Here is a 13,112-nt window from a genome sequence, read left to right on the forward strand (position 1 = left end):
CTGCTTTGCCCGCGACCTTCGCCCTGGATATAACCCATAAACGACAATGCCCCTATCAACCGATAGAGGCATTGTCTTCAACTCACCCTCGGACTGCTAGGTTTTCACACAGTCTGACTGGGCCGCGGTTCGCTTTGACACTCGCGCAATCAGTAGCTGAGGGCGAAATCCTCTTCGCTCATGTCCATCAGGCTGCTGGCGCCGGCCAGCATGGCCGCCACGTGAGTGCGGGTACGCGGCAGGATACGTGCGTAGTAGAACTGCGCAGTCTGCAGCTTGGCCTTGTAGAACGCCTGGTCACCTTCGCCGGAGGCGATCTTCTCGGCCGCCACGCGCGCCATGTCGGCCCAGAAGTAGGCCAGGCAGGCGTAGCCGGAATACATCAGGTAGTCGACCGAAGCGGCACCGACTTCCTCACGATCCTTCATGGCGGCCATACCGATCTTCATGGTGACCTCGCCCCACTCCTTGTTGAGCTTGGCCAGCGGCTCTACGAACGCCTTGAGCGCCTCAACGCCCTCGTTGGCCTGACAGAACTTGTGGACGATCTTGGTGAAGCCCTTGAGCGCTTCGCCCTGGGTCATCAGCACCTTGCGGCCCAGCAGGTCGAGAGCCTGAACGCCGGTGGTGCCTTCGTACATCATCGAGATACGGCAATCGCGCAGGTTCTGCTCCATGCCCCACTCGCTGATGAAACCGTGGCCGCCATAGACCTGCATACCATGGGACGCGGACTCGAAGCCCACTTCGGTCATGAATGCCTTGGCGATCGGCGTCAGGAAAGCCATCAGGCCATCGGCGGTTTTCTTCTGCTCTTCATCCTGGCTGTGTTTGAGGATGTCCACCTGCTTGGCAGTGAAGTAAACCATCGCCCGGTTGCCCTCGGCGAACGCCTTCATGGTCAGCAGCATGCGGCGCACGTCCGGGTGCACGATGATCGGGTCGGCGGCCTTCTCCGGCGCTTTCGGGCCGGTCAGCGAACGCATCTGCAGGCGCTCACGGGCGTATTTGATGGCACCCTGGAAACCCAGCTCGGCATGGGCCAGCCCCTGCAGGGCGGTACCCAGGCGTGCGGTGTTCATGAAGGTGAACATGCAGTTCAGGCCCTTGTTCGGCGGGCCGATCAGAAAGCCCGTGGCCGAATCGAAGTTCATCACGCAGGTGGCGTTGCCGTGGATGCCCATCTTGTGTTCGATGGAGCCACAGGTCACGCCATTGCGCTCACCCACACCGCCTTCAGCGTTGGGCAGGAACTTGGGCACGATGAACAGGGAAATCCCCTTGGTGCCGGCCGGCGCATCGGGCAGGCGAGCCAGGACGATATGGACGATGTTGTCGGCCATGTCGTGTTCACCAGCGGAGATGAAGATCTTGGTGCCGGAAATGCTGTAGGAGCCATCGGCCTTCGGCTCGGCCTTGGTACGCAGCATGCCCAGGTCGGTGCCGCAGTGCGGCTCGGTCAGGCACATGGTGCCGGTCCACTCGCCGGACACCAGCTTGGTCAGGTAGGTGTGCTGCTGCTCTTCGGTGCCGTGGGCGGAAATGGTGTTCATCGCACCGTGGGACAGGCCCGGGTACATGCCCCAAGACCAGTTGGCAGTGCCGACCATCTCGCTGACCGCAAGGCCAAGGGATTCCGGCAGGCCCTGACCACCGTGTTCGACGTCATGGGCGAGGCTCGGCCAGCCGCCTTCGACGAACTGCTTGTAGGCTTCCTTGAAGCCGGTCGGCGTCTTCACGCCGAATTCGCTCCAGGTGCAGCCCTCGGTGTCGCCCACGCGGTTCAGGGGAGAGAGCACCTGCTCGCAGAACTTGGCGCCTTCTTCGAGGATCGCATCGACCATGTCCGGCGTGGCGTCCTGGCAGCCGGGCAGGCTTTGGTAATGCGCGTCGTAACCGAGCAGCTCGTCACGTACGAAACGGATATCGCGCAAGGGGGCCTTGTATTCAGGCATAGCGGGTACCTCTGCGGGTGGTCTCTTTTGTTTGGGATGACCGGTGGCGGTCATGTGCAGGATGGCCGTGGGAAAGATTGCCTGGCAACCTCTCTCAAACGCATGTTTGAAACATACGTTTACGCCCTATCACTGTCAAGGCCACCCCCACGCGCTCAGACGCGAAGATCGAGTAACCCGGAAGGCCTTTGCTCATCCGCGAACGCGGCATACAGACTGATGCTGGCCGGCACCGGCCAGGGGGTGGCGTCATCGGACGTGACTGACGGGTCGTCGCTTTTTTCGGCATCTTCATCGGCAGAGGCTTTGCCGGCCTCCCCCTCACCACGCTGCATGGCCGCCAACTCGGCGCGCGCCACCGCCATTTGCGCCTGGGCCTGGCTGGCGACACTACGATCCTGCGCGGACGGCTCGGCAGGCGCCAGCGCCGCGCGAATGACGATTTCCATCTTGGTCAGGGTGGCCTGCGGGTCGTTGGCGACCGCGCCGACATCGAGGCTCACCTCGCCGCCTGCGGCATAGCGCTTGCCGTCCGGCCCCTGGGTATAGGTGTAGGTGGGCGCACCGGCATGCACGCCACCAACGGCGGCATGGGCCTGTTCGTGGGCGCGCACTTCTCGGTCACGATTGGCCAGCTCGCTGATCACCAATTGCAGCTTCTGCTCTTCCTGGGCAGTGCGTGGCTCGCCTGGTTGACCGCTGGCGGCGCCATCGGCCGAAGAATCCTGCGGCTTGTCCTGCTCTTCTTGCGAGGTCGGCGCTTTGGAGGAATCGGTTTCAGCACCGGCGGCTACGGGTGCGAACGAGGCACGGGCCAGATCGGGCGAACTGGCGGACTCGATGGGACGGGGAACAGCCGCCGAAACCGGCGAGGTAAATGAATAGGCGGAGGAAAAACCGGCAACTTGCATGTCGTGGTTCCTCCTGGAGTCGAGCGCCCAGACGGACGCCGCGATTTAGGCGGTGACGTCGATCAAGGTGCCCAGCACCTTGTCCGCTGTCTGCACGACGCGAGCGCCAGCCTGAGCCTCATATTGACCAACGCGCATCTCGACCATGTTCTCGGCGATGTCGGCACGGGCCGCAGATGGCTCGTTGGCCTGGGCGCGCTCGGCAGCGACCGGGGCGCTGGCGATTTCACCGGCGGCCTGGTCGACCCGACGCTGGCCGGACTGGACGGTGTTGATGCCAGCATTGAATGCGCTGGTAGCCGAGATCTGCATGGGACGTCTCCTGCTGCAGGAACTTTATAGCGTGCATTTAAGCAGAAGCCGCTGAAAAGCTGTACAACCAAAAATGCTGCAAAAGCTGGAGGTCATAGCATCAAACGCGATAAATCGAGATGCTGCGCCACCTGCTCCGCTGACGCCGAAGACAGGTACGGTACCTGACCGATGCAAGGTGCCGGCAGCCGTTCGGCGAGCGTATCGAGGTTGTCTTGCAAGCGTGAGACCTGCGGGTCCACCACATTGGCCACCCAGCCGGCCAGTGGCAGGCCATCGGCGATGATCGCCTCGGCACTCAGCACCGCGTGGTTGATGCAACCCAGCCGCACGCCGACCACCAGAATCACCGGGACATTCAACGCCAGCGCCAGGTCGGCCAGTGTGGCCATGCCGCCCAGTGGCACCCGCCAGCCACCGGCACCCTCGATCAGGGTGAAGTCCGCGCCCTTGTCCAGGATCGTCCGCACCGCGCGGTGCAATGCCGGCACTTCGAGCGCCACGCCCTCGTCACGGGCAGCCAGGTGTGGCGCGATGGCCGGCGCGAACGCCAGCGGATTCACCTCGTCATAGCGCAGCGGCAGCGTGCATTGCGCGAGCAGTGCCAATGCGTCGTCGTTGCGCAGCCCCTCGGCAGTGAGCTGACAGCCGGAGGCGACCGGCTTGGCCGCCGCGGTGGTCCGCCCCGCGTGCCGAGCGGCGTGCAGCAGCCCGGCAGCGATGGTGGTCTTGCCGATTTCGGTATCGGTACCGGTGACGAAATAGGCGGCGCTCATGGCTGGGGCTCCTTCTGCAATACGCCGTAGATGACCTGGTAGGTGCACGGCAGGCCCTCGGGCTGGCGCCGCCGTTCGTAGGCCTCGGCCAGCGCACGCAGCCGTGCGCGACCGGTCAGCCCAGCTGGTCGACCATCGTTGAGATTGTGGGCACCGAGCGCCTTGAGGCCGTGGGTCAGGCTGCGCAGATCGGGGTAGTGCAAACGATGGGCACGCACCTGCAGGCGATCCACCCGAAAGCCGCTGGCCGCACACAGCGCCTGGTAATCCTCGGCAGTACGAAAGCGATTGACGTGCACGAAGCCGTCCACCGCCTGCCAGCTGTCGCGCAGCTCCTGCAAGGTGCCCACGCACAGGCTGCTGAACGCCAGCACACCGCCCGGCCGCAACACGCGATGGGCCTCGCCGAGCACGGCGGCGAAGTCCGCGCACCACTGCAGCGCCAGGCTGGAGAAGATCAGGTCGCAACAGCCGTCGCGCAGCGGCAGCTGCTCGGCGTCACCGGCCACGAAAGCCTGGGCGCTGCCCGCCTGTCGGGCGTGCTGCAGCATGCCCTCGGCGATATCCACGGCGAGGCCTTCGCTGTGCGGATACCAGTCCGTCAGCGCACGGCTGAAAAAACCGGTGCCGCAGCCCACGTCCAGCCAGCGTTCTGGCTGCACGGACAGCGGCAGATACCACAGCAGTTGCCGCCCAACATCACGCTGCAGTTGCGCCACGCTGTCGTAACTGCCGGCGGCCCGGGAAAAGGACGCCGCAACCCGGCGCTTGTCCGGCCGCGCGCTCACGTTCGCGTCGCCATGAAGCGCCCAACCCTGGCGGCCACTTCATGGGCCTGCTCCAGCACGAAGGCGTGGCTGGCCCCCGTCAAGACCTGCACCTCGGCAGCCGGCTGCAACGCCTGGATGGCAGCCGCAGCGGCCTGCGGCAGCAATGCATCGGCGTCTGCCAGCAGATGCAACTGCGGCCCGGCGAACTGCTGCAACGCAGCCCGGGTGTCGAGCGTGGCGAGCAGATCCAACCCGGCGAGCGAATCGGTGCCGCCCGCCTGGGCCAGCAACTGCCGAGACAGCCCGCGGGCATCGACGGCGCCCTGACTGCAAAGCATGGCGAAACGCTTGAGCGTCGCCGCCGGGTTTTCCCCGTATGCCGCATGGAATGCCGTGAAGGTCGCGGCCGGCATCGCCACAGGCCAGGTTTCGCACGCGACGAACCGTGCGTTGCTGGCCAGCGTCAGCAGGCCTGCGCAATCCGCGCCGCGGCGTGCCGCTAGCAGGGTGGCGAGCATGCCACCCAGGGACCAGCCCCCCAGCCAGACGCCGCGGGGAATGCACTCGTCCAGCGCGCCCAGGCAACGTTCGATATCGGCATGCTCGAACGTCGGCAGGGCCTCGATGTGCACCTGAAAATGCTCGGCCAGCGCCCTGGCCAGCGGCACGAGCGGCGCGCTGCCCAGGCCCCAGCCGGGCAATAGAATCATCGACGCCGTCATCACGCGAATTCCCCTGGCAGTTGCGCCGCGCACTGGGCCAGAGCATCGAGCAGTCGATCCACCTGATCCAGCTCATGGGCCGCGGACAGGGTCACGCGCAGGCGTGCGCTGCCCGCCGGGACGGTCGGTGGACGAATCGCAGTGACCAGAATGCCGCACTCGCGCAAGGCCTGGGACAAGGCCATGGCACGTCCGCTGTCACCGATCAGGATCGGCTGGATGGCAGTATCGCTCTCCATCAGCGTAAGCCCGAGGGTGGCGGCGCCTTGGCGAAAGCGTGCGATCAGCGCGGCCAGATGCTCACGCCGCCAGTGTTCGCTGCGCAAAAGCTCAAGGCTCTTGAGAGTGGCGCAAGCCAGCGCCGGCGGCTGGCTGGTGGTGTAGATATATGGCCGGGCGAACTGCACCAGGGTGTCGATCAGTTCGTCGCTGCCCGCCACGAAGGCGCCAGCGGTGCCGAATGCCTTGCCAAGGGTGCCGACCAGCACCGGCACCTCATCGATGCCCAATCCGAATTGCTCGACCACGCCGCCGCCGGTGGCGCCCAGGGTGCCGAAGCCGTGGGCATCGTCGACCATCAGCCAGGCAGCGTGGCGCCGCGCCTCGGCGCACAGCACCGGCAGGTCGGCCACGTCGCCATCCATGCTGAATACACCGTCGCACACCACCAGGGTATTGCCCTCGGCCTTGGCCAGGCGGCTGGCGAGGCTTTGCGCATCGTTGTGCAGATAGCGCGAGAAGCGCGCGCCGCTGAGCAGGCCGGCGTCCAGCAGCGAGGCATGATTGAGGCGATCCTCGAGCACCGTGTCGCCCTTGCCCACCAGCGCCGTGACCGCGCCCAGGTTGGCCATATAGCCCGTCGAGAACAGCAGTGCGCGCGGTCTGCCGGTGAAATCGGCCAGGGCCTCTTCCAGTTCATGGTGCGGCGTGCTGTGGCCGATCACCAGGTGCGAGGCACCGCCGCCGACGCCCCAGCGCTGCGCGCCCGCACGCCAGGCTTCGATCACCTGAGGGTGATTGGCCAGGCCCAGGTAATCGTTGGAACAGAAGGCCAGCAACCGGCGGCCATCCACCTCCACCACAGGCCCCTGGGGGCTGCCCAGCAGAGGGCGCTGGCGATACAGATCGGCAGCACGACGCTCGGCCAGGCGAACGGCAAGATCGAAAGACATTAAAGCGGCTCCAGGCTTCAGGCGCGCAGCAGAACCGCCCTGCAGCCTGCCGCTTGTAGACTGAAACCCTGTTTAAACGGCGGCGTCGTAGAACAGCCGCGAGTCACGCTGCTCGACCAGCGCCTGCTCGATGGCGGCCTGGTGCACTTCGTCGGCGTGTTCCTCGCGTGCCTCGGGCTGGATGCCAAGCCGGGCGAACAGCTGCATGTCCTTGTCGGCCTGGGGGTTGGCGGTGGTCAGCAGTTTTTCGCCGTAGAAGATCGAGTTGGCGCCGGCAAAGAAGGCCAGGGCCTGCATCTGCTCGTTCATCGCCTCGCGGCCGGCGGACAGGCGCACGTGGGACTGGGGCATCATGATGCGCGCCACGGCCAGCATGCGGATGAAGTCGAAGGGATCGACGTCTTCCTCATTGGCCAACGGTGTGCCTTCGACCTTGACCAGCATGTTGATCGGTACCGACTCCGGGTGCTCGGGCAGGTTGGCGAGCTGAATCAGCAGGCCGGCGCGGTCGTCCAGCGACTCGCCCATGCCGAGGATGCCGCCCGAGCAGATCTTCATGCCCGCGTCGCGCACGTAGGCCAGGGTCTGCAGGCGCTCGCTGTAGGTGCGGGTGGTGATGATGCTGCCGTAGAACTCCGGCGAAGTGTCGAGGTTGTGGTTGTAGTAATCCAGGCCGGCCTCAGCCAGGGCGGCGGTCTGCTCCCTGTCGAGCTTGCCCAGGGTCATGCAGGTTTCCAGGCCCAGGGCCTTGACGCCTTCGACCATCTTCAGCACGTAAGGCATGTCCTTGGCAGACGGGTGCTTCCAGGCCGCGCCCATGCAGAAGCGGGTCGAGCCGATGGCTTTGGCCTCGGCCGCCGCTTCCAGCACTTTCTGCACTTCCATCAGCTTCTGCTTGTCCAGCCCAGTGTTGTAGTGGCCGGACTGCGGGCAGTACTTGCAGTCTTCCGGGCAGGCGCCGGTCTTGATCGAAAGCAGCGTCGAGACCTGCACGCGGTTGGCGTCGAAGTGCGCGCGATGCACGGTCTGGGCCTGAAACAGCAAGTCATTGAAAGGTTGTTCGAACAGTGCCCGAACTTCGTTCAGACTCCAATCGTGACGCGTGGGGGAGGCGGTACTGGCGCTCATGGGGGCAAGTCCTTAATCAACAGACGGCCTGCTTCAATCGAAGGCGGGCCCTTTCACGGATGTGCGAAATAGTTAAGGAAGCCTCATGCACTGTCAACATTCGCTAATCACACAGGTTTACAGCTGGTTAAAAATCAAACAAGCCTGCTTGCTTTGTGATGAACGGGTCGATACGCGCCTGCCACTCTGCGCCGAGTGCGATGCCGAGCTACCCTGGCTTGGCCCGCATTGCCAGGTTTGCGCCCTGCCGCTGGCAGTGGACGGCCAGGCATGCGGCAGCTGCCTGAAACGGCCGCCCGCCTTCAGCCGCGTCGAGGCGCCCTGGCGCTATGGTTTCCCGGTTGACGCGCTGATCAATCGCTTCAAGCACCAGGCCCACTGGCCCATGGGGCGCCTGCTCGGCGACCTGCTCGCGCGCCACCTGAGCCACGCCTTCAATGAAGGGCTGCCGCGGCCCGAGCTGCTGCTCGCCGTTCCACTGTCGCCGAAACGCCAGCGGCAACGCGGCTTCAACCAAGCGCAGATGCTCGCCGAGGTAGTGGGCGGCGCGCTGCAAATCGCCCAGCGCAGCGACTGGTTGCAACGCACCGCTGATGCGCCTGCCCAACAGCAGCTCGACGCCGCCGCCCGCCGCCGCAACCTGCGCGGCGCCTTCTCGCTGAGCTCCGCCGCGCAGCCACGCGGCCTGCACCTGGGCCTGATCGACGACGTGCTGACCACCGGCGCCACGGCCCAGCAGTTGGCACGCCTGCTGATGCGCGCGGGGGCGTCGCGGGTGGACGTCTATTGCCTGGCGCGTACACCGGCACCCGGTGATCATTGACGCCCCCGAACGCGTCGCGCACAGTGGCCGGCCGTCTCCCCAACCGCTGCCCAGCCCATGTCCAGTCTGTCCCTGCTTGCCCAGCACGTCACCCGCCGTCCGCAGCGCATCGCCCTGCTCGAGCAGATCGCCGAACAGGGCTCGATCACCCGCGCCGCCAAAGCCGCCGGCATGAGCTACAAGGCTGCCTGGGATGCCATCGATGAGCTGAACAACCTGGCCGACCAACCCCTGGTGACTCGCAGCGTGGGCGGCAAGGGCGGCGGCGGCGCGCGCCTGACACCGAGCGGAGAACGTCTGCTGCACCTGCACCAGCGTCTGCTGGCGATGCAGGCCGAGGTGCTGCAGGCCGCCGACGATGACGCCGATCTGCAGATGCTGGGCCGCCTGATGCTGCGCACCAGCGCGCGCAACCAGCTCAGCGGCCGGGTACTGGCGATTCACCCACGCGGCGGCAACGACCTGATCGACATCGAGCTGCCCGGCGAAGTGCCGATCCAGGCGCAGATCACCCGCAGCAGCACCGCGCACCTGCAGTTGCAGCCGGGCGCGCCGCTGCTGGTGCTGATCAAGGCCGGCTGGCTGCAGCTCAGCGCCGTTGACGCAGCCGCCAACCCCGCGCTCAACGCACTGCACGGGCATATCGAATATATCCAGACCGAGGCCGACGGCCCCAGCGAAGTGCGCATCGGTCTGCCCAACGGGCAGACGCTGTGCGCTCAGGCGCCTGCCGAGCAACTCGGTGGCCTGGGCCTGGTGGTTGGCAGCCCGGTACGCGCGCAGTTCGCCGCTTCTCAGGTATTACTGGGCACTCAGGTCTAGCCAACCAGGCGAATAGTGCCCGTGCAGGCCCCGCCAAGACGTTACACTCGGCGGCCAACCGCAGGAGCTGCCCATGACCCATCCTTTCGCCGCCCTCACCCCCGATCTGGTTCTGGATGCCGTCGAGAGCCTGGGTTACCTCAGCGATGCCCGTGTGTTGGCCCTGAACAGCTACGAAAACCGCGTCTATCAAGTGGGCATCGAGGCCGAAACGCCGCTGATCGCCAAGTTCTACCGACCGGATCGCTGGACCGATGCAGCCATACGCGAAGAACACAGTTTCACCGCCGAGCTGGCCGATCACGAAGTGCCCGTGGTCGCGCCACTGCAGCGTGACGGCGAAACCCTGTTCGAGCACGCCGGTTTTCGTTTTTCACTGTTTCCACGCCGCGGCGGACGAGCACCCGAGCCAGGCAACCTGGAGCAGCTCTATCGCCTCGGGCAGCTGCTCGGCCGGCTGCACGCGGTCGGTTCGCTGCGCCCGTTCGAACACCGTGAAGCCCTGCGGGTCGCCAACTTCGGCCATGCCTCGTTGGCGACCCTGCTGGAAGGCAACTTCGTCCCCAAAAGCCTGCTGCCCGCTTACGAATCAGTGGCGCGCGACCTGCTCGCGCGCCTGGATCAACTGTTCGCGGCCAACCCGGCCAAGACGATCCGCCTGCACGGCGACTGCCACCCCGGCAACCTGCTGTGCCGCGACGAGACCTATCACATGGTCGACCTGGACGACTGCCGCATGGGCCCGGCCATTCAGGATCTGTGGATGATGTTGGCGGGCGAGCGCCACGAGCGCCTCGGGCAGATCGCCGAACTGATCGATGGTTACGGCGAATTCCACGATTTCAATCCACGTGAACTGCCGCTCATCGAAGGCTTTCGTTCCCTGCGCCTGATGCATTACAGCGCCTGGCTGGCGCGCCGCTGGGACGACCCGGCCTTTCCGCAGAGCTTTCCCTGGTTCGGCAGCGAGCGCTACTGGGGCGAACAGATCCTCATGCTGCGCGAACAGATCGCGGCGCTGGATGAAGAACCGCTGAAGCTGTTCTGAAACCCACGGATTCGGCAAGAAAAAGCTGAACGCGCAGACAACTGCGCACTAGAATGATGCGCTCTCCCACTGCCTCGATAAGGACTTACATGGCCACCGCAGATTTGCGCCGCGGCTACATCCTGGGCCTCTGCGCCTACGTCATCTGGGGCCTGTTTCCGCTGTACTTCAAGGCGATCCAGGCCGTTCCCTCGCTGGAAATCATCGTTCATCGCGCCATCTGGTCGGCGCTGTTCGGCGCCCTGCTGCTGCTCGTCTGGAAGCACCCAGGCTGGTTGCGCGAACTGATCGACCACCCCAAGCGCTTCGCGGTACTGGCCCTGAGCGGCTCGCTGATCGCCGGCAACTGGCTGATCTACGTCTGGGCGGTGAACAACGGGCGCATGCTCGAGGCGAGCCTGGGTTACTACATCAACCCGTTAGTCAACGTGCTGCTCGGCCTGCTGATTCTCGGTGAGCGGCTGCGCCGCCTGCAGTGGGTGGCGGTGGCACTGGCGGCCGCGGGAGTGGCCCAGCAGCTGTGGCAGGTGGGCAGCCTGCCCTGGGTGTCGCTGGCGCTGGCGTTGAGCTTCGCGACCTATGGGCTGATTCGCAAGAAAGCGCCGGTCGCCGCACTGCCGGGCCTGGTGGTGGAGACCTGGATTCTGCTGCCCCTGGCCATCGGCTGGATCGTACTGCACCCTGACGCCATGAGCAGCCAGCCGGCGTTCTGGACCACCAGTGAAGCGCTGTGGCTGATGGCAGCCGGCCCGGTCACGCTGATCCCGCTGGTGTGCTTCAACGCCGCCGCGCGCCACCTGCCCTATACCACCCTGGGCTTCCTGCAGTACGTAGCGCCGACCCTGGTGCTGCTGCTGGCGGTGTTCATGTTCGACGAGCACCTGGACCCAGCCAAGCTGGTCGCCTTCCTGTTCATCTGGGCGGGGCTTGCGGTATACAGCGTCGATGCCTGGCTGACCCTGCGCAAGAAATGACGCATCGCGTCGTCGGCAAGAATCTGCTTGGGCAGACTTGCCGATAACGACCTTCCATACAAAACCGACCACAAGCGATTGCAGGGCGTAGTTGCATCCTGCAATCATATGCGAATAATTATTGCTTTATTTTCGCGGAGCCGCCTGTGTCGGTCGGGGAATCCACGCATCAGCAACTGACTGGTCAGCTCTATCGCGATCACCGCGACTGGCTGCTCGGCTGGCTGCGTAAAAGCCTGAGCTGCCCGCAACGGGCCGAAGACCTGAGCCAGGACACGTTCGTACGCGTACTCGGCAAACCCGACCTGCAGCAGTTGCGTGAACCTCGCGCCCTGCTCGGCACCATCGCCCGCGGTCTGCTGATCGACCACTTTCGCCGTAACGCCGTCGAACGCGCCTATCTGGAAGAGCTGACTCATAGCCCCGAAGCCGTACACGCCAGCCCCGAAGAACAGGCGCTGGTGCTAGAAGCCCTGCGCGAGATCGATCGCCTGCTCGGCACGCTGTCACCCAAAGCGCGCAGCGCCTTCCTCTACAACCGTCTGGACGGCCTCGGCCACGCCGAGATCGCCGAGCGCCTCGAGGTATCCGTCCCGCGCGTGCGCCAATATCTCGCCCAGGCGGCGCGGCAGTGTTACATCGCGCGGTATGGAAAGCCGACTGCATGATTGCCGCATCTGCGCCGGTCAGCAATCGTGTGCTGGAAGCCGCCATCCACTGGCAGCTCTGTCTTGACTCAGGCATGACCAGCGAACGGGAGAAAGTGGAATTCCAACGCTGGTTGGCCACCGACCCCGAGCACGCACGCGCCTGGAAACAACTGACCGGGCTGGATCAACAACTCGGTGCCGCAGCTGTCCCTGCTGCGCGCAAGGCCCTGTTACGACGCCCGGAGCGCGCCAGCCAACGGCGTAATGTCGGCGGTCTGCTTGGTATGCTGCTGGTCGGGGCCCTGGGTCTCGGCCTGCTCAATCATCAGCGCCCGCTCAGTGACTGGTTGGCCGATGAAAGAACCGCCAGTGGCGAACAACGCGAACTGCAACTGGTGGATCGTAGCCGGGTACGCCTGAACAGTCGCAGCGCACTGGATATCGATTTCAATCCCAAAGAGCGTCGACTCTTCCTGCGCAGTGGCGAAATCCTCGTTGAAACCGCCCACGGCGACCCGCGTCCGTTTCTGGTCGAAACCAGACACGGTACCTTGCGCCCCCTGGGCACCCGCTTTCTGGTGCGCGAGGAAGATCAGGGCACGCGTCTTATCGTGCTGCAATCGGCTGTAACCGCGCACCCACTGCAGTCCCCGGACGAGCGGGTGATCGAGCAGCGCCAACAGGTACTGATGAACAGCCACGGCCTGGGTGCCAGCCAAGCCGCACCACCTGCGGCCGACGCCTGGATGCACGGCATGCTGGTGGTCGAGAACGTGCGTCTGGCCGACCTGCTGGAGCGCCTCGGCGAGTATCAGAACGGCCACCTGGGTGTCGACGACAGCATTGCCGACCTGCGCATCAGCGGCAGCTTCCCGCTGCGCAATCGCGATCAGGCCTTGACCGCTCTACTGGCCAGCTTGCCGGTACGGGTAGAGCGCTACACCGATTGGTGGATCCGGATCGTCCCCCAGGTGGAAAAGCCGTAGTAAAAATATTTTCGCGGCTGCCCTATCACTTTCTGCATCTGCTTCGGCAATAGGAGATCGAGA

The 13,112-nt window shown here is 65.0% G+C and carries 14 protein-coding genes; 6 read left to right on the plus strand and 8 right to left on the minus strand.

Annotated features, from left to right (window positions below; genetic code table 11):
• Positions 1 to 149: 149 nt before the first annotated feature.
• The 8 genes from BVH03_RS03090 to bioB all read right to left on the minus strand — a co-directional run bounded on the left by BVH03_RS03090 (position 150) and on the right by bioB (position 7,746).
• Positions 150 to 1,955, minus strand: coding sequence for a phenylacyl-CoA dehydrogenase (locus tag BVH03_RS03090; protein WP_075959844.1), 1,806 nt, complete (start codon positions 1,953 to 1,955; stop codon positions 150 to 152).
• A 155-nt stretch (positions 1,956 to 2,110) separates the two neighbouring features.
• The gene (locus BVH03_RS03095; protein ID WP_075959845.1) at positions 2,111 to 2,866 is read right to left on the minus strand and encodes a putative metalloprotease CJM1_0395 family protein; all 756 of its coding nucleotides are present in this window, start codon (positions 2,864 to 2,866) and stop codon (positions 2,111 to 2,113) included.
• 45 nt (positions 2,867 to 2,911) lie between these two features.
• Positions 2,912 to 3,178: a hypothetical protein gene (locus BVH03_RS03100; RefSeq protein WP_075959846.1), complete on the minus strand. Its 267-nt coding sequence runs from the start codon at positions 3,176 to 3,178 to the stop codon at positions 2,912 to 2,914.
• Between the two features lie 92 nt (positions 3,179 to 3,270).
• Positions 3,271 to 3,954 carry a dethiobiotin synthase gene (bioD, locus tag BVH03_RS03105; protein WP_075959847.1) on the minus strand — a complete coding sequence of 228 codons (684 nt, stop codon included), beginning with the start codon at positions 3,952 to 3,954 and terminating at the stop codon, positions 3,271 to 3,273.
• Positions 3,951 to 4,742: a malonyl-ACP O-methyltransferase BioC gene (bioC, locus tag BVH03_RS03110; protein ID WP_075959848.1), complete on the minus strand. Its 792-nt coding sequence runs from the start codon at positions 4,740 to 4,742 to the stop codon at positions 3,951 to 3,953. The genes bioD and bioC overlap by 4 nt, the downstream gene beginning before the upstream one ends.
• Entirely contained in the window at positions 4,739 to 5,446 is a 708-nt protein-coding gene (locus BVH03_RS03115) for an alpha/beta fold hydrolase (RefSeq protein ID WP_075959849.1), read from the minus strand. The genes bioC and BVH03_RS03115 overlap by 4 nt, the downstream gene beginning before the upstream one ends.
• Entirely contained in the window at positions 5,446 to 6,618 is a 1,173-nt protein-coding gene (bioF, locus tag BVH03_RS03120; RefSeq protein ID WP_075959850.1) for an 8-amino-7-oxononanoate synthase, read from the minus strand. The genes BVH03_RS03115 and bioF overlap by 1 nt, the downstream gene beginning before the upstream one ends.
• Positions 6,619 to 6,690: 72 nt before the next feature.
• On the minus strand, positions 6,691 to 7,746 hold the full coding sequence (gene bioB / locus BVH03_RS03125) for a biotin synthase BioB (protein ID WP_075959851.1): 1,056 nt from the start codon (positions 7,744 to 7,746) through the stop codon (positions 6,691 to 6,693).
• Between the two features lie 85 nt (positions 7,747 to 7,831).
• On the opposite strand from bioB, the gene BVH03_RS03130 reads away from it, so the two are divergent.
• From BVH03_RS03130 to BVH03_RS03155, 6 genes are all read left to right on the plus strand, one after another.
• Positions 7,832 to 8,569 (plus strand): ComF family protein, encoded by a 738-nt coding sequence (locus BVH03_RS03130; protein WP_075959852.1) that lies wholly within the window; start codon positions 7,832 to 7,834, stop codon positions 8,567 to 8,569.
• A gap of 57 nt (positions 8,570 to 8,626) precedes the next feature.
• Positions 8,627 to 9,391 carry a TOBE domain-containing protein gene (locus tag BVH03_RS03135; protein ID WP_075959853.1) on the plus strand — a complete coding sequence of 255 codons (765 nt, stop codon included), beginning with the start codon at positions 8,627 to 8,629 and terminating at the stop codon, positions 9,389 to 9,391.
• A gap of 73 nt (positions 9,392 to 9,464) precedes the next feature.
• Entirely contained in the window at positions 9,465 to 10,439 is a 975-nt protein-coding gene (locus tag BVH03_RS03140) for a serine/threonine protein kinase (RefSeq protein WP_075959854.1), read from the plus strand.
• 89 nt (positions 10,440 to 10,528) lie between these two features.
• Positions 10,529 to 11,413 carry an EamA family transporter RarD gene (gene rarD / locus BVH03_RS03145; protein WP_075959855.1) on the plus strand — a complete coding sequence of 295 codons (885 nt, stop codon included), beginning with the start codon at positions 10,529 to 10,531 and terminating at the stop codon, positions 11,411 to 11,413.
• Positions 11,414 to 11,559: 146 nt separating this feature from the next.
• Positions 11,560 to 12,081 carry an RNA polymerase sigma factor gene (locus BVH03_RS03150; protein ID WP_075959856.1) on the plus strand — a complete coding sequence of 174 codons (522 nt, stop codon included), beginning with the start codon at positions 11,560 to 11,562 and terminating at the stop codon, positions 12,079 to 12,081.
• Positions 12,078 to 13,049: a FecR domain-containing protein gene (locus BVH03_RS03155; RefSeq protein ID WP_075959857.1), complete on the plus strand. Its 972-nt coding sequence runs from the start codon at positions 12,078 to 12,080 to the stop codon at positions 13,047 to 13,049. The genes BVH03_RS03150 and BVH03_RS03155 overlap by 4 nt, the downstream gene beginning before the upstream one ends.
• Positions 13,050 to 13,112 lie beyond the last annotated feature (63 nt).

Source organism: Pseudomonas sp. PA15(2017), assembly GCF_001945395.1.
In the GTDB taxonomy this organism is placed as follows: domain Bacteria; phylum Pseudomonadota; class Gammaproteobacteria; order Pseudomonadales; family Pseudomonadaceae; genus Aquipseudomonas.